Origin of the sequence: Myroides indicus (assembly GCF_004364575.1) — a bacterium.
Lineage (GTDB): Bacteria > Bacteroidota > Bacteroidia > Flavobacteriales > Flavobacteriaceae > Flavobacterium > Flavobacterium indicum_A.
In genome coordinates, this window is record NZ_SOAG01000040.1 from 1 (window position 1) to 18,925 (window position 18,925).

The following is an 18,925-nucleotide window of genomic DNA, read 5'->3' on the forward strand; positions in this document are numbered from 1 at the left end:
CAAACCAGGCTCGTTTACTTTTAAAGTCTCACCGTTTTCTCCGATAAGATCTTTGCCGTTTTTGGTCCACTGGATTAAATAGTCCTTCGCCTCCAGATTCTGACCGAGCTCAATTGTATCCCCAGGACAAAGCGCATTGCCGCCCTCGATGCTCATGTCCTCACCGATCTCGGGGGTACCTACGTCAAAACTGCGTGCGTTGAAAAAAACGGCGGAGGTGTGAGCTGGAGCTGTACAGAAATCCATTACTGCCAGTTTGATGTGGTATTTACGACCGGGAACTACAGTTACTTCTTCAGATTTCATTGGAACTGTCATTCCAACAAAGTTAATCGGAGCTATCAAGGGTTCTTCATTGTTATTAGCAAATAACATCCAAAAATATTCCGGATAAGTTATATTTCCACAAGTAGCTCCGTCCTTAGCTCTATCAATAACCCTATGTAAAGCAATAGGAACAGTAGTTCCCGGAATTTTAGCTAAATTTATTCCTTCTCCTGTAGTGGTATCTATTAACCAAGTTGCAAAAAGAGCCATATTTTGACACATAAAACAACCATAATAACTGTTTGATGCAAATAAATATTCAAATTGTATCTTATCATTTACCGGAAAAAAATCAAAAGATACTTGAGTTACTCGTTTGTCTGGTGTAGGACCGCCTCCTGCATCATCAATAGCATCATTAATTTCCTTATCGCCTATCCAGCGATGAGGATTATTTCCAAACTGACCACCATAAGGTCCTGGAACATACTGTACCTCTCCTGTAGAAAGTACAACTCCTTCTTCAAAAGGAAAAAGGGATCCATTTTTATTAAAATAACCAAATGTATTTACAGTTTTTGTAGCTGCGCTTCCATCTCCCACTTGATATTTAATATTAGAAACTATACAATTTCCATCTTTTACCAACACATCTTTTACAAGCTCATCTACACTATATAGATTTCCACTAGGACTAACTCTTAGAGCTGGCGGAGGTGTAGTTAAACAAACATCAAAATTATATTCTGCTGCGGGATCTGTTGTTCCCAATCGAACCCGATATACCCTACCCAACACTAATCCTGAAAAAATTTTACCGGAATTAGAATTATTTAAGGTGAAACATTCTAATGCTACTGTACTAATTACACCACATGTTTTATCATAAAGACTTCCCTCTATCACCCAATTAACTTCACTGACATTTAAAATTCGCAATTGGTGATCGTTAGAGGTTGCAGTAAATTCATACCAAACATCTCGTTTAGAAACTGTATTACAACTTGGTTCTGGAACAGAACTTTTGGTTACATCTTTAAATGTACCAGTAATTACCTGATTACATTCCCAACTATAATTTATTGGCAAACTAATGGCTCCATTACAGTCTGTATTAGATGGCTCTGTAAAGAGTATCAAAGCTTTATTCTCTTCTTTCTGCTCTAAATTATTAATTTTTAAAGTACTTAAAACATGAGGTATTTTATTCTGGGAAAAGAATAAAGTCGATATCATTAAGTAGATATATAAATATTGGAAAGTCTTCATGAGTTATGAGTTTAAATCTTTTTCTGAATGTATAAGGAAAGGAGTCATTTTAAATACATGACTCCCTTCTTACATCAATTAACTAACCAAATAAAGATTGATGAAAAAAAAATTTATTTATTAATCTGCACCCATCCAGTTCTAACTTTCTCATGTGCAATAATCACATAATAATATGTACCGTCTGGTAGCTTTTTACCACTCTTACTCTGCCCATTCCATTGATTAGTATAGCCCGAACCATATGAATAAACTTCCGTGCCCCAACGATTGTAAATCTTAATGCTCTCCACTCCATGCTTACTCAAATCAAAAGTATCGTTTAAACCATCTCCGTTGGGTGAAATTCCTCTTGGTATTGGACAATCATTATATCTAATACTAAAACTACTTTCATCTGTACATAATCCATCCTCAGACTCTGCATACACGTAAATAGTTTGCCTAAATGGTATTTCTGTACCCGGCTGCAGCTCCATACCTTTCCCATTGGGTTCTGTAAAATAACGACTATACTCTGATAAAGGCTGTAATTGATACACTTCACACTCTATTTCTGCATTTTCAAATATATCGGCTACTACCTGAGCAGTAATATTAACTATATAAGAATTTTCTTCATAACAGCCTCCTACTCCGTTACGTTGCAATATATAAACAGTATGTTTACCCGAAATATCTAATAATTCCCCTTCTTTAAACTCTTTCCCTTTGCCTCCGGGTTCTGAATAATAGTATTGATCATTTTCTAATGCAGGGAATGTATATTCTGCACAAACCGTTACCTCTGCAGGCACATCAGGTATTTCGCCTATTTGTGGTATGATGGACAATTCGAAAACATCATGACAACCTGTTTCTATATCGTCTACCCGAATATATAATAATTGAAGCTGTAATTCTCTACCTAGATTATACTCTATTGGATTTTGTATAGGGTTTTCATTGTGCTCTGCTTCTTCTTTGGCTTCAAAATATACTGTTGTATAAACTTCTTGATTTGATTGGCCGAACATTCCTGACTCTATTTGTTTTAAATTTACTTTTAGATCTTCCAAAGAGTTTCGACAAACAGATATAGTGTCAGGTTTGTTTAGTACTTCAGAAATTAATGGATAGGTTTCTATTTTTATTTTTCCTTCCACCTCACAATCCAACCCTTGCTGATTCGTATATTTCACCCATACTGAATATTCTCCTTCTGATTCTACTAATAATGTTTCACGATCGGCTCCCTGTATAGGTTCTCCATCTCTATACCAAACAAATTTAGCATCAATTTCTCCCATAGTTCCCATACCGGTATCTAACAATACGCTTTCTCCCACACATATAGCATTTTTTGTTGCAACAAGCCTATCAGGTCCAAAATCAATTTGACCTACTTTGGTTCCAATTCCAAAAAAGACAGCCGATCCCATATTTGTTGTAGACGCATAAGAATCAGTAATTGCTGCTTTAATTCTATATTTTTTCCCAGGGGTTACATAAGCTACCTCCGACCTCATCGGATATGTTACTCCAGGATAATTTACTGGTGTTTCAAGAGGGTTACTATGTTTTAAATCTCCTAGTAAATCTCCATATCCATGAAAACTCTTCCAATAAAACTCTGGATTTATGCTATTACAATTTTCTCTAGATTTTACTACATCTTTTATTGTGGCGACTGAAACTGGATCCTTTGTACCGGGAACAAAAGCCAAATTCTTTCTTTCACCTGTTTCCTCATCTATAATCCATAATCCAAATAGAGCTAATACGTCACACTTGCCTACGTGTGGTAAGTAAAAATCTGAAGCCAGCACATATTCAAAATAGAGTGAATCCTTAATTGGAATAAAATCAAATTCTAAAACAGCTGTATGCTGATTGCTTGCGTAATCTCCAATCCAAAATTCTTCAATAATTTTATTGAGATCTTCATCCCCGGAAGACATTGGTATTTTATTCCTTGTAGCTTTATTAAAATCATATGCTCCTGCCAAATTCTCATTAACATCATGCGTGGCTAAAACAATTCCTTCATTAAGAGGAAAATCGGACTCCCCTTTATTAAAATATCCAAAAGGGTTGATTGTATTATTACCGTCTCCTGCCTTATATTTCACATTAGAAGTAAGGTCACAACCTGAATTGATTAAAACATCGCTTACCAATTCTTCAACAGTATATTTATCTCCGCTTTCACTAATTTCCATATTCGGATAAAGCGGAGTCCTTATACACAAACTAAAATTAAATTTAGGATTATCTATAACTGTACCTAATCTTAAGTAATACTTCTTACCCGGTATTAAATCATTATATATTAAATAAGGCTGGAGGCCTTTCTTCAGAGATATACAGCTGACTTCATTGTCTGCAATATTATTGCAATTAACATCATAAAGAGTTATTATTAACTGAGGGTTAGAAGTCCCATCATTTAGTTTATCCTGATAAAGATCTATTATACTTAGCATGTGAGTATTGGAAGTAGCTGTAAACTCAAACCATATATCTTTTTTCATTTGACTTGAACACTGAGTTTCTACAATTTTTGATTTTGTAGCTCCGTAAAATGCTCCAAATGCCACTTTGCTACATTCATAACCTTCATTTACCGGTATATTAATTGCTTGATCACAATCATCATTAGTGATTTTAGTTCCTGTACGAATCGGAGTACTCCAATCACTTGTAGATGTTCCGTCAGGGCATTTAGCTCTCACATAGACAGTATATCCTGTATGTGGATCCAAACCAGATAGGGTAACATTAGGACTGCCCTTGACATTGATATTTTTTATAGGCACACCTGTTTCGTTATCCCCATCTTTTACCACTATTACCTCCCATTCTTTAATGCCATCTACCTGAGTCCACTCCAATTCAATTGTTGTCGCATTTTGAGATATTACTTTTAAACTAATTGGTTCGGGACAAGTTTGAACCTCCTTTATCAAAATATCGTCTAATTTTAAATCACTTACTAAATCTATTCCGGTAGATACAAAATGAAATCCAATATTAACCTCTCCTAATACTCCATCAAAGAAAATTACCTCCTCAACAAAATCACTATCCGTTCTATTATACATTTTACGTGATGAAATTGTTCGTGTAAATTTATCAGGTGCTATTCCTGAATCAGAAAGTAGTATTTCCATCTCATTTGTTCTTTGGTGGAATATAGACCAAGGCTCATCTTGATAGCGATATTTTAACACATATTTTTTAGCTTCCATTTTTAATGGAGGAGTAATCAGCCACTGATCATCTTCTTCATCCTCCGCAAATCTAAAAGAAACATATTGAACCATTCCATCTCCCTCAAAAGTATTTATTATTGGGTAACGCTCAGGTAAATCCCAAAAAATATTATTTACTGTTGTCCAACAGTCCTTAGATCTTGAATCAGAATTAAATCCTTCTCTAAAAGGGAGAAAAAATGCCCCTTCACAGGAGGTATTAAATTCAATAGGTCCTGACCATATACTATATTCTCCATTGCCACATACTGTGCGCACATAAAACTCGTAACTTGAATTAATTTTTAATACATTGCCAGTTTGATCTTTTGTTACCTTATTTTCTTTATGATTTGTTACTGTTCCATTACCAATAGGGTCACCCTTTCCTTTTTCCTGTATATAATATTCCCAAGAAGCTCCTCCTTCATTATCTTTCCATGAGATGGTTACTTGATCCCCTGCTATATCTTCAACATTTAAATCTATAGGCTCGGCACATCCTATGATTTCTTCTATATGCACATCGTCGATAATATAATTCGCAGAAGCACCACGATTCAATATTGTATCTGTTGAAATGTGCCAAGCAAATCTATTATAACCATCTAAATCTTTCAGAAACAGGGTTTTTTTCCCACTTCCTTCATCTAATCTTAGTAATTCTTTATCAAAATCTTTAGGCTCACTTCCCGAATCTGAACTTAATACCTGCATATAGGTTTCCTTATACGGATTACCTATTAAATATTGAAAAGTTAATCGATACCTTTTAGTTTGATCGAACCAAAATTTAGGTGAAACTAACCAATCATCATGATATTTATTATTATACCCCATAAAAACCATTTGTCTTGTTCCCTCCAAACACGGAGGAGATACTTGTCCTGACACTTCAAGCTTGCCTGGTAGTACATTCCATTTATATTGGTAACTCCCCTCATATGCATCTTCATTTACGTCTATAATACTCCAGCAATAGATCGTTTCAGAATCTATATTAAATCCTTCCCAAAAAGGAAGATCTATAGCCTCACAGCTCGTTCTAAAACTAACCGGACCAGACCATACACTAAACTTGCCATCATCACAACTTGTTCGAACATAAAACTCATACTCTGTATTAGGCTTTAAAGCATTACCTAGCAAATCCTTATCTACTATAATTTCTTTTGTATTTATTATTTTACCCTTTATCGGTAAAGTAGTTCCGTAGTCAGTTTTTCTAATCACATATTCCCAATTTGTTCCAAAATCATCCGACCAAAATATAGTAGCACTGTCAGTCTCAATTTCTCTTACACCTAAAGCTAAAGGTTCAGGACATCCTACAACCTCTTCAAAAAATACGTTATCAATATAATTCACACCATTAGAAGATACATCATGCCAACCAATATGTACATCACCGGAATATCCGGTAATAAACATCACAACTTCTTCCCAATTTGTATGACTATATATTTTTTCTGGCATGAGTATATTAGTAAAGTACTCCGGATTATTTCCGTTTTCTGATAGTAAAAGACTATACTTTATATTTCCATATTTAGACTTTTGATGATACTTCAATCTATAGTACTTACTATCTGATAGATTAAATGTGGGAGAAATTAACCAATCGTCATTAACCTCTAAACCAAATCCCCTTACTATTTGCATAGATCGATCGCCTTCATATTTATCAACAAATTGTGGACTCCAAGCATTATAAATCGATCCCCAATAATCAAACTTATCCCTATTATTATCAATGATGGTCCAACAATCAGTATCAGTAGTAGAACTTGTATTAAAACCATCCCAAAAAGGTAAAGCTACAGCTAAGCACGGGGTTTTAAACACAAAAGGTCCTACCCAAGAATTAGCTCCTCCAGCACCACAAATAGAACGGACATAAAACTCATACTCCGTATTTGGCTGCAAAGAACCTCCACCTGTTCCTGAAGTTTTTGTTATAGTCACTTCTCTATTAGTTGTTAAAACTCCACTTCCAACCGGCTTACCACCTCCTACTCCCTGTACGTGATATTCCCATTGTGTATTATAATCATCTTCCCAAAAAAAAGTAGCTTGATCACTCTTCACTTCTTTTACAACCACATCTTCCGCTTTGATTCCTTTACAACTTACTAAATCTAAAGATATTAAATCTAAAAAAACAAAACCTTTAGTATGATTTTTTACATGCCAAGCAATTTTAGATGCTCCCTCAACGCCTTCTATATAGATTGTCTTTTTTAAATATATTGTATTCTCATAATTCTCTTCTGATAGCAGAACTAGATTAAAATCATCTTTATTAATTCTATCCTTATTAGAAAACAACACTTCAAAATCAACAGCTTCTAAAGTAGTCCTATAATAATAAGTAAGTTGATAAGTTAACAAACTGTCTAATTGAAAAGTAGGTGATATTAACCAGTCATCATGAACTGTATCTGCGCCGTTAAAATTCATACTAAACGTCCCCTCGTAGGCTGTACTCGTCCCTGTTTCGACTTTCCAGTTTTGATTAGTATTAATCTCTCCCTTATCATTAATAATCGTCCAACATTCTTTACTGTTTGAATTAGCTTCAAAATTTTCAGTAAACGGAATAGGTAGAGCTATGCAAAGTGTTCTAAATTCAAAATATCCTTCCCAGTTGCCATATACTGCTCCACAAACAGTTCGCACATAATACTCATACTCTGTATCGGGTTGTAACGGATTTCCATTGCTATCCTGCGTAATGGTATTTTCTCTTGCAGAAGTAGGCGTTCCCCCTCCTGTAGGCATGGGATCTCCTGCTGGAACCACATAATACTCCCATGAAGAATTTACAGTGTCTTTCCAGTAAATAGTAACTTGATCCACTTTCATATTCTTACTACCATAAGCAGTAGGAGAAGAACAAGTTTGAGAATATTTTTCTAAAGTATTTAAGATAATACTGCCCGATTCCAATATATTATTATTTTCTACTTGCAAGTGCTGAATTCCATAAGCTATTGCAAGACAAAACAATCCACATATCAAATAAATAAGTTTTTTCATAAGTTTGCTAATTGATTATTGTCATTATTGGTTGGCTCTATAAAACCATAGATAGTTACTTCATAGAGTTTTACCAAATGTATAGCAACACTTACATATTAAGCAAATTTTAACAATAGACTATTAATAAGCTTCAAATGAACTATTCTTATTAACAAACAATCACAAAAACCTATAAATAAGAAACTTATAAATAAAAAACAAATCACATACAAATAAAAAACATAGAATTTATCTTTTATAATTCTAATTCAAAATCGTTAATGTAAAACTATAGTTGTTTATAAAACTTAGTGATTTACATATATTGAATAAATTCATCTAAGTCATCCGTACGTTCTAATTTCATTTTTTTTCTTATTCTGTAACGAGTCGTTATTAAGCTTTGGTAACTTATATTTAATAAGCCTGCGATTTCATTATTTTCCATCTTCATCTTGATATAAGTACAAATTCTTATCTCTGTTTTCGTCAAATCAGGATATCTGAATCTGAGCATTTTAAAAAAATCCGGGTGGATTTTCCGAAATATCTCTTTAAAAGATTGCCAATCTTTTTCTTGATCTCTATTAGAACGAATGACTTGAGATAAGCTGTCAAATAGGGTCAGTTTGTCTTTAGGTATATCTTTAAAAATACTTTCTATTTCATCTAGCAATCTGTTTTTTGCCAATAATTGAACATTAATAGTTGTCAATTCTCTATTTTTAGCTTCCATTTCTAATTCGTATTGTTGAGATCGCAACTCTTGAAGCTCTTTATTAGATTTTAACTCAAATTCATATTGTTTGGCTTTAATTACCTGTAATTCATTTTTAGCTTTTAATTCCTGTTCATGTCTCTCTGCTTGTAACTTATACACCTCTTGTTCTGCTAATACTTTTTCTTCCAATCTCTTGTTTTCTATTTTTGAGATATATAATGATTTATTTTTATTTCGATATAGGAACAAAATAAAAACTACTACAAACAGAGTAGACATTATGGTAATACTGTAAAGATAATTTTGATTTTTATGTCTTTGTTGTGCTATTTCTTGTTCTAGATCTTTCTCTTTTAACACATTGCTCCAACGCAATTCGTCAAGTCTTTGGCTAACTTTAACTCCGTTAATACTATCTTTAACTTGATAGTATTGCTTGAGATACATATTTCCAAGTTTATAATCATTTTGATTTTCATAAAACGTCGTTAATGCTAATAATACACTTAATTCCTCTCTAAAAAAACCTTCTTCATCTGCCAAATCTAAAGCATCTTTATAAAACTTAACCGCTCTGTTCCTATCTCCTTTTTTTTCATAAATACGTCCATAATTTAATAATATAGGTACTTGCAGAAACTTATCATCCGTATCCAAAGAAAGCCTGTATGCTTTATCATAATATTCTTCAGCCTTTTCTAATTGTTGCATAGCAAAATGAGTTTCGCCCAACTGTTTATAAGCTCTTACAATAGTGACCGTATCATGTAGAATATTAAAAGTAGAGAGAACTTCTTCCAGAGCCTCGATTGCTTTTTCATATTCTTCCTCTTCTTTATAAAAATTACTCATATTTGCATAGTAAATTCCCTTATAACGCAAATCATTTTCTTCTTTGGCTAATTCATAGGCTTTATTCAAAAAATAATAAGCCTTTTCATCTTCATATAGATATAAATAAAGTCCTCCTAAATCATTATATATTGCCATAAGTTGCTTATTGTCCTTCTCTTTTTCAAAAAAGTTTTTTGCTTTTAAAAAAGCTTCTAAACTTTTAGGATAAGCACTGATGATTGTATAATACCTACCTAATAAATGATTTGTTTTTGCTTCTATATATTTATTGTTATCTACATAAGAAAATACTTGATCTGCATAATATAAAATACTATCTAATCTATTTTTTCTAATATCTACTGCCATTTTATAATAATAGCCATACATAAGTTCATATTTGTTTTTAGAATTAAGAGCTTTTTTAAAAAGTTCAGCTGTATTTGTCTCAGCTTCGCTTAAATTATAATTCAATAATGAATCCATGTATACTATTTCCTCTTTTTTAGAGAAATTTTCAGGAGTTTTATATAATGAATTTAAAAAGGTGCTATTAGTTATCAGCAAAGTTATTATTGAAAGAATCAATAACACTAAAAATACTATACTAATTATTTTATTTTTTCTATTTTTCACCGCAAATTGTATTTATAACAAATATAAGTTAATATTTTCCTAATCATCCACTATTTATAAACATTAGAAAGCTAATCGATTTAAGAATTGAAAAAGAACTTTTTTCATTCTTTATCTACATATTTTACCATCTTCTTAACTTATTTATCTAGGGTTATGTAGACAAAAACACTACAAAAAAAATAAGGAGTTTTCTATTCAGAATAACTCCTTAAATTAATCATTAAGCATTTTACTTGTTTATCTGTACCCATCCGGTTCGGGTTTTACCATGCGCCTGTATTACGTAGTAATACGTTCCGTCCGGAAGTTGTTTGCCATTTTTATTCTGTCCGTGCCACTGGGTAGTATAACCTCCTCCATGGGAATAAACCTCTGTACCCCATCGGTTGTAAATTTTTATGTTTTCCACGCCGTGGGGTGTCAGATCAAAGACGTCGTTCAGATTATCACCATTTGGAGAGATCCCCCTTGGAATAGGGCAATCTTCATAATCAATAGTGAAGCTGCTTTCATCACTGCATAAGCTATCTTTAGAACTGGCATAGACATAAATGGTCTGTCCTTGAAGAATCTGCCTGCCTGGATATAGTTTGTCGCCATTTCCTCCCGGTTCTGTAAAATATTGATTGTGCTCAGACAGAGGTTTTAACTGGTAATATTCGCAGCTCAGCGTTTTATCTTCAAATATATCCGCTGTTACCGGAGCTGTTATGTTTACTTTATAACTTATTTCTTCATAACAACCTTCCTCATTGTTTATTTGTAACACATAAATGGTATGTTCTCCCGGTTCTGTTAAAACATCTCCAGTTTTATATTCTTGACCCTGACCACTCGGTTCGATATAGTAATACTGATCACCATTCACTTGTGGAAACACATATTCTGCACATATCGAAACATCAGATGGTTTATCCGGAATAGCACCTTGTTCCGGCTGGATGTGTAATTCAAATATCTCCTGACAACCCGTTATCATACTCTCAACACGGATGTATACTGTTTGAGCTTGTGGTTCTTTGCCCAATGCATAATTTTCTACATTAGATATTGCATTCTCCGACGCTTCGGCTTCTTCGATTGTCTTATAATATTCTGTAGTATAATCGCTTCTTTCAACATCTTTAAACATTATACTTTCCACAGTAGTTAAATCAATCAAGGTTTCTTGTAAGGAATATTGGCAAACCACAATACTTTCTGATTGATGAACTACCTCAGATATTGCAGGGTACATCTCAATGTTAATAGAACCTACGGATTCACATCCTAATTCCACAAACTTAATTTTAAGTTCATAATTACCACTTTCTTTGATTTCAATATCCGGTTTATTTTCTCCGTTTAATAATTCTCCGTTTCTATACCATTCTATTTCTGTTTTAAACTCTTCCGATTCTCCAATACCTGATCGCAATATTCTTGATTCTCCTCCACACAAGGCTGTTCCTGCTTCAACTAACCAATCAGGTCCTAAATCTAAGCTTCCTAAGTCAAAACTCCCAGCTTTGAAAAATACTGCTGAAGAATGCTCGATAGTAGTACAAAAATCCATTACCGCCAACTTTATATGATATTTTCTTCCTGGAATTACGATAACCGTTTCTGATTTCATCGGTTTTGTAAAACCCACAAAATCAATAGGAGCTTCTAGCGGATTATCTTGATTATTATCATAATGTTTCCAATATAAATTTGGATTAGAACTAGTACAACTTACTCCTGATTTTTTTGAATCTCTAATCGTGTTCAAAGATATTGGTATATCTGTTCCGCTAATTTTAGCTAAGTTTTGTCCTTCTCCGGTAGTTGTATCAATTAACCATGCAGCAAACAAAGCACCTACATTACAGGCTTGTCCACAAGAATGATGATAACTATTTGACGTAAACAAATACTCAAAGTGAATTGAATCTTTTACTGGAATAAAATCAAATTCCAATTGAGTTACTCTTTTATCTTGACTTGGTCCTCCGCCCGCATCATTAATAGCGTCATTGATATCTTTATCTCCTGTCCATCTATAATCATTATCTCCTCTTGGTGCTATATATCCTTTATAAGGTCCCGGTATATATTCCACTTCATTAGTCGATAATACAATACCACTTTCAAAAGGAAAAAAAGATTTATTCTGATCAAAATACCCTACAGTGATTAATTGTTGAGCTTCGACGTTACCCCTTCCATTCTGATACCTAACATTAGATACTAAATCACAATTAGAACTGATTAAAACATCTTTTATTAGTTCCTCCGTAGTATACTTTTCTCCTGCTGCACTTACTTCTAAAAATGACAAGGAAGTAATACACAAATTAAATATAAAATCCGGATTGTCTAACATTGTTTCCAAACGGAGAAAGTATTTCTGCCCAATCTTTAAATTATTTAGCAGTTTACTTGTTGCATCCTTTGAAAAATTAAAACATTCTAATGCGTTAGAGGTAATAGCACTACATGGATTCTCATAAAGACTAGCCTGCAAAGAATAAGGAATAGTAATAGACTCATGCATACCAGATAGGCTAAATATGTTTTTTAAAGATATTAGATGTGTTTCAGATATAGCTGTAAATTCAAACCAAATATCATTTTTAATAGCAGGTGTACAATTTGAGAGAGGATTAGAAGACAAATTCGCTCCTAAAAATGTACCTGAAACAAATTTGACACAATCTAAATCAGTATTAACCGGAATTTTAATAGCCCCGTTACAATCATCATTACTTCCCACATTAGTTATTCCTGTCCCTGCCGTGGACCAATTACTAATAGATTTATTATCTGTACAATTTGCTCTTACAAATATAGAATACGCTTTACCTTCATCCAGTCCTGTTATAGTTGTTGTTGGCGATCCTGTTACTGTTTTCTTCTGAACAGGTGCTGTGGTTTCATCCTGACCGTATTCTACAACTATGACCTCCCATGAGGTAACTCCTCCATCTTGCTCCCATTCTAAATCAAAGCTAGTAGAAGTTTGATTTATAGCTGTGACATAATAGGGTTCTGGACAATTATTAACTTTTTGAACAATAATATTATCTATGGATATCTGTGTCATTTTTTCAGATAAGGCATGCCATGCAATATTAACTTCTCCAGTAACTCCGTTTATAAACACAACTTTTTCTTGCCAGTTATCAGCTTTATAGGTATCAGGAGCTAAAAGAACTGTGGTAAAATCATCCGGAGTAATTCCTTTTGAAGATAGCAATACTTCAAATTTATTTTCTAAAAACATGCTCCAATACTGTTCCGGAGCTCTGTAATGAAACTTTACTATATACATTCCTCCGTCAAGGTTAAAAGTTGGGGATATTAACCAGCTGTCTTTTTGATTAGATGAAAAATCATTTAAAAGCATACTCTGATCCCCTTCGTAAAAAGAAGTAGATGATGCAAACCACTGTCCTGAATTATTTATAATAGTCCAGCAATTAATATTTCTAGAATTTGTATTAAACCCTTCCCAAAAGGGAATTTCAAACACTCCACACTCCGTACTAAACTCAAAAGGTCCCGACCATATACTATATTCTCCATTACCACAAACTGTACGCACATAGTACTCGTAATTTGTATTGTTTTTTAAAGAATTTCCTTCACTATCCTCTTTTATAGTATTTTCTTTTTTACTGGTTGGAACACCATTTTTTTTAGGGAGCCCTAATCCTTGCTCATGTACATAATACTCCCAGGAGGTGCCTCCTTCATTATCCTCCCACAAAAGGGTTGCCTCATCCGGTTTAATTTCCTTAACCGATAAGCTTACAGGCTCCGGACATCCTTTTACTTCTTCTAAATAAACATCGTCAATATATATATTTTTTAGTCCGTCAAATACACGCCAAGTTAAATTTATATCTGTATTATTTCCCTTTATAAAAACAGTTTCCCGAATATAACTATTATTAAAATAATCTTTTGACGAAACTATAGTTTTGGTAAAACTTAATGTATCGGTTCCTGTTTCAGACATTAATACTTCAAACTTGTTTGAATCAACACCTCCTACCCTATATTGATATTGCAATCTGTATACCTTTCCTGAACTAAGATGAAAAGCAGGAGAAATTAGCCAACCCGAACCTGAATCTACTTTATATGCTGTTATATTAGCAGCTGCGCCTGTATATCCACCATATGTTATACCAAACCAATAATTTTCGTACGAAGTGTTTTGCACAACAAATGGTGAATAATTTCCTTTCTCATCAACAACCTCCCAACATCTGATAGTAGAGGATCCTTCCTCAAAGTTTTCTCGAAAAGGCAGCTGAAGAATACCACAAGCCGTAGTAAACTTATAAGGACCAGACCAACTACTGTAACTTCCTGCATTGCATTTGTTTCTTACATAAAACTCGTAGGTAGTATTATTCTCAAGTTTATTGCCGTCGATATCTTTATCTACCACTAATTCTTGTTTATTTACAGATATTCCAGCTCCTTTTGGAGTTCCAAGGTCAGGATATTGTACTACATATTCCCATTCCGAACCAAAATCGTCTTGCCAAACTAAAGTGACACTATCAAATTCCACATCCTCCACACCTAAACCAATAGGTTCCAGACAACCCGTGGCTTCTTCCAATAAAATACTATCTAAATAAATAGTTTGACTTGTATTGCTTGATAAAGCATGCCAAGCAATATTAATATTACCTCCAATACCTGTGATAAAAGCAGTTTCCTTTACCCAATGGTTATTTTGATAGGTTTTATTAGCCACTAATTCGGTAGTAAAACCAGACAGAGCAACATTATTATTAGAAAGAAGTACTTCAAATTTATTTTCTATATTGTTTTCTGTCTGATAATAATAACTTAATCTATATATTTTACTGGCATCAAGAGAACCAATAGTCGGTGAAATTAACCAATCATCAACAGAGTTAGAGGAACCGACACCAAATAACATCCACCCATCTCCTTCATATGCGTATGAGCCCGAAGCAACTCTCCATACATTTTGGTCACCATTTATATCCAAAATAGACCAGCAATCTATAGTTGATGAATTACTATTAAAACCTTCAAAAAAAGGAACAGAAACTTCATTACAAGGAGTTTTAAATACAATTGGACCAACCCACTCACTCATTTTTGCGATTCCACAAGTAGATCTTAGATAAAACTCATATTCTGTATCAGGTTGCAAAACTCCGCCGCCGCCACTCACATTATAAACAGTGATGGCAGGGTTATTCACAATATTTCCACTACCTACAGGAAATCCCCCTCCTTTCGGTTGAATATAATACTCCCAATTACTGTTATTTATATCTTTCCATTCAAAAGCCACAGTATCTTTCGTTAAACTTTTCATTTGTATATCTTCAATATCAACTCCTATACAATCTACTTTTTGAATAGAAACTAAATCTAGAAAAATTTGTGTCCAACCTAATGAAGTCACATGCCAAGCAATATTAACATCTCCAGAAACTCCCTGTATGTAAATAACTCTTCTTTCATATTCTATATTTTTTAAAGACTCCGGAGATTGCAAAGTTGTTGTAAATTTATCTAAGCCAATTCCTTGAGAAGATAATAACACTTCAAATTCACTAGCTTTCTTAGATCCTTTCTTACAATAATACGTTAGTGCATATATACTTGCACCGTCCATTTTGATTGTTGGAGAAATTAACCAATCATCATGTGAGGGAGAGAAACCATGAAACAACATAGAATGGCTACCTTCAAAGGGACTCGCATTACTTAATTCCCACATACTACTTCCAAAAACATTATTACTATTAGCCGGGTTTCCATCATTGTTGTTATCAATCGTAATCCAACAATCTAGGGATAAAGAATTAAAACTTTCAGTAAAAGGAGCTGAATATCCAGTACATAATGTCTTAAAATCAAATGATACCTCCCAATCACTATATTCGTTTCCACAAACCGTTCTTATGTAAAATTCGTATTCAGTATCTGCAGTAAGTGCATTACCATTACTATCAGTTATAATTATAACCTCAGTAACATTTGCAGGAGTAGGTACTCCTGTAGGAAATACTCCTCCAAGAGGGAAAATATAGTATTCCCAAGTAGAAGTACCTGAAGCATCCCAACTAATAGTTAATTCATTATCCTTACGGTTTTTTAATTTTACATTCGTAGGAATAGGACAATTCGAGTCCGTATACTCAAATGAATTCTCCATGTTCATTTTGGATACTTCTATATCTTTCAACACAAATAAATGCTGAAAACCATATGCTGTAAATAAACACAACAAGGCTAGGACAAAATAAATTAGACATTTTCTCATAATATTTAGCTTTTGATTAATCTTTTAATTTTGAAAAGAATGCTAACTTATATAAATTTTCACTAATGCATACTAACTAGCGACTTTATAAATAATAAACAATAACTATACAAAAAAAGGATATTAAAAAATAATGCTCTAAAGAACATATAGTTATAAATAAAAAGCATTTAACTTTAACTACTTAACTTTTTTATTAAAGGATAAAAAAATGCAAAATAAAAAATTAAGTTTTTATCAAAAAGACTGTATTATTTGATCTAAATTATCTGAACGATTTAGATTTAGCTTTTTTCTTATTCTATGCCTGCTTATAGTAAGACTTTGATGACTTATATTTAATAAGCTTGCCATTTCATTATTAGTCATATTAATTTTTATATATGCACATACCCTTAATTCTGTTTTTGAAAGGTGCGGATAAGATTCTAAAAGATTCTTAAAAAAGAAAGGGTGTATTTTGTCAAAAATAATCTTAAATTGTTCCCAATCTTTTTCTTGACTTTTATTTCTACGAATTGTTTTTTCTAATTCTCTAAATATTTTTTCTGTGCCTAGTGTTCTATTACTTAAAATGTCTTCTATTTCAGTTAACATCTTATTTTTGGCAAGTAATTTAACATTTATTGCAATCATTTCTTTATTTTTGGACTCTATCTCAATCTCATGCTGTTTATTTTTGAGTACTTGCAATTCATTCCTTGTTCTTACTTTAAATTCATATTGCTCATTTTGTGCTTTTTGTAGTTCTTGCTCGGCTTTCATCTTTTCTTCCAACCTATTATTTTCCAGCCTACTAATACGCAATGACTTAACTTTATTTCTATATAAAAACCAAAAAAAAGTTACAACTAACAAAGAAGAAACCACTGCAATTATATAAGACTTAAGAATATTTTTCTGCTTCTGCTGATTAATTTCATATTGCAACTTTTGTTCTTTAACTATATTATTCCAACGAACTGCTTCCAACCGTTGATTAACTTTAGATCCATTTATCGTATCTTTTAATTCATAATATTCTTTTATGTAAAAATATTCTTCATCCCTTTCTTTTAACTGACTAAATACCAAATACAAACCTGCTAAAGCATCTAATTTATGCTTTATAATATTATTTTCTTTTGCTATTTCGTAACCTCTCAAATAAACTTCTCTAGACTTTTCATATTGACTCATCTTTAAATACATATTAGCCCTGTTTATCGTTGTCATTGAAAGAAGGCTAAATTCTGAATTCACTATAAGTTTTTCTGCTTGGTTTAAATACATCTCAGCACTAGAAAAATTTTCTAAGCTAGATTCAACCAAAGCCATATTATTTAGAGCTTTAATAATATTAACTCTTTCTCCTAATTCTTCAAATAATTTCAAAGACAAAAGATGATTATCCCTGGCTTTTTCCAAGCTCTTTTCTGAGTCTCTATATATATTTCCAAGATTTCCATAATATATTGCATCCTCCCCTTTAGTGTAATCATTTTTTATATGGCGAGATTTCTCCAAATATTCAAGTGCTTTATCCTGGTCTCCTATTTCATTATTAAAAACACCTAAATCATTATATATCAACCACAAATAATAAGAATTTTCTTCCTTATGACTTTCAAAATAAACTAGTGCGTTGAGATAATTTTCTAAACTTTTTACATAATCACTCAAAAAAAGATAATATCTTCCTGTTAAAAATCCAATACGAGCTTTAGTAAAATCATCTTTAGCTAAATTGGCATAGTCTAAACTCTTGTTTTGAAAAAATAGAATATTATCTAATTTATTTCTATAGATACCTATAGCGAATTTATAATAATAAATATTAGCTAATTGACCGGGATTTTGTGTGTTTTTGTCATTATATAAATTATTTATCTTAGCTTCTGCTTCATCAAACTTCTTAATTAATAAAAGTGAATCTATAACGGTAAATTGCAAATTCTCTACTTTGGTAGATGGCTTTGAACGTAAGTTTAAGTTTGAAAAATATAATATATTTAAAATTACAATTAATAAAAATGCTATTATAGTACTAAGAATAATAATAGTAAGTAAATGTTTTCTGATCTTCATGTTATGAAAACTATTATTTTATATTTAAAGAGCTCTAATCTACAACTTAAGAATGAATATTTTAATTTTATTAAAAGCAATTGTATTAATAGACTAACCTGTAAAAATTTTTATATGTATTAAAGTAAAATAAAGATTACAATATGTTATCTTCTCTGAGTTTATTTTAACATTTTGTTATTTATTGCACATTTTAAAAAAACTATATCTTACTTATAGCTATTACCCTTTATAAAAGTTAATCCCCGTCAAAGATAAATTACAAATACCTCTGCGGGGATAACCAAATCTAACCAAAAAACTAATAAACTACTTATTTACCTGTACCCAACCTGTACGCACTTTACCATGCGCGTGAATCACGTAATAATACGTGCCGTCAGGTAACTGTTTTCCGCTTTTGCTTTGTCCATACCACTGCGTTGTATAACCTGCTCCATGTGAATACACCTCCGTTCCCCAGCGATTGTATATCTTGATGCTCTCTACCCCGTGAGGACTCAAATCAAATACATCATTCAATCCGTCGTTATTCGGAGAGATCCCTCTTGGAATAGGACAGTCCTCGTAAGCGATAGTGAAACT

The 18,925-nt window shown here is 32.6% G+C and carries 6 protein-coding genes; all 6 read right to left on the reverse strand.

Annotated elements, in window-relative coordinates; genetic code table 11:
* Positions 1 to 1,503 (reverse strand): choice-of-anchor L domain-containing protein (locus tag C8P70_RS12840; protein WP_208293412.1); only part of this gene is annotated, 1,503 nt, incomplete at its 3' end.
* A gap of 146 nt (positions 1,504 to 1,649) precedes the next feature.
* Positions 1,650 to 7,808 (reverse strand): choice-of-anchor J domain-containing protein, encoded by a 6,159-nt coding sequence (locus C8P70_RS12845; RefSeq protein ID WP_133713717.1) that lies wholly within the window; start codon positions 7,806 to 7,808, stop codon positions 1,650 to 1,652.
* Between the two features lie 298 nt (positions 7,809 to 8,106).
* Positions 8,107 to 9,981 (reverse strand): tetratricopeptide repeat protein, encoded by a 1,875-nt coding sequence (locus tag C8P70_RS12850; protein WP_133713718.1) that lies wholly within the window; start codon positions 9,979 to 9,981, stop codon positions 8,107 to 8,109.
* Positions 9,982 to 10,213: 232 nt separating this feature from the next.
* Positions 10,214 to 16,273 carry a choice-of-anchor J domain-containing protein gene (locus tag C8P70_RS12855; RefSeq protein WP_133713719.1) on the reverse strand — a complete coding sequence of 2,020 codons (6,060 nt, stop codon included), beginning with the start codon at positions 16,271 to 16,273 and terminating at the stop codon, positions 10,214 to 10,216.
* A gap of 237 nt (positions 16,274 to 16,510) precedes the next feature.
* Positions 16,511 to 18,340 carry a tetratricopeptide repeat protein gene (locus tag C8P70_RS12860; RefSeq protein ID WP_133713720.1) on the reverse strand — a complete coding sequence of 610 codons (1,830 nt, stop codon included), beginning with the start codon at positions 18,338 to 18,340 and terminating at the stop codon, positions 16,511 to 16,513.
* 309 nt (positions 18,341 to 18,649) lie between these two features.
* On the reverse strand, positions 18,650 to 18,925 hold a 276-nt coding region (locus C8P70_RS12865), incomplete at its 5' end, for a T9SS type B sorting domain-containing protein (protein ID WP_133713721.1).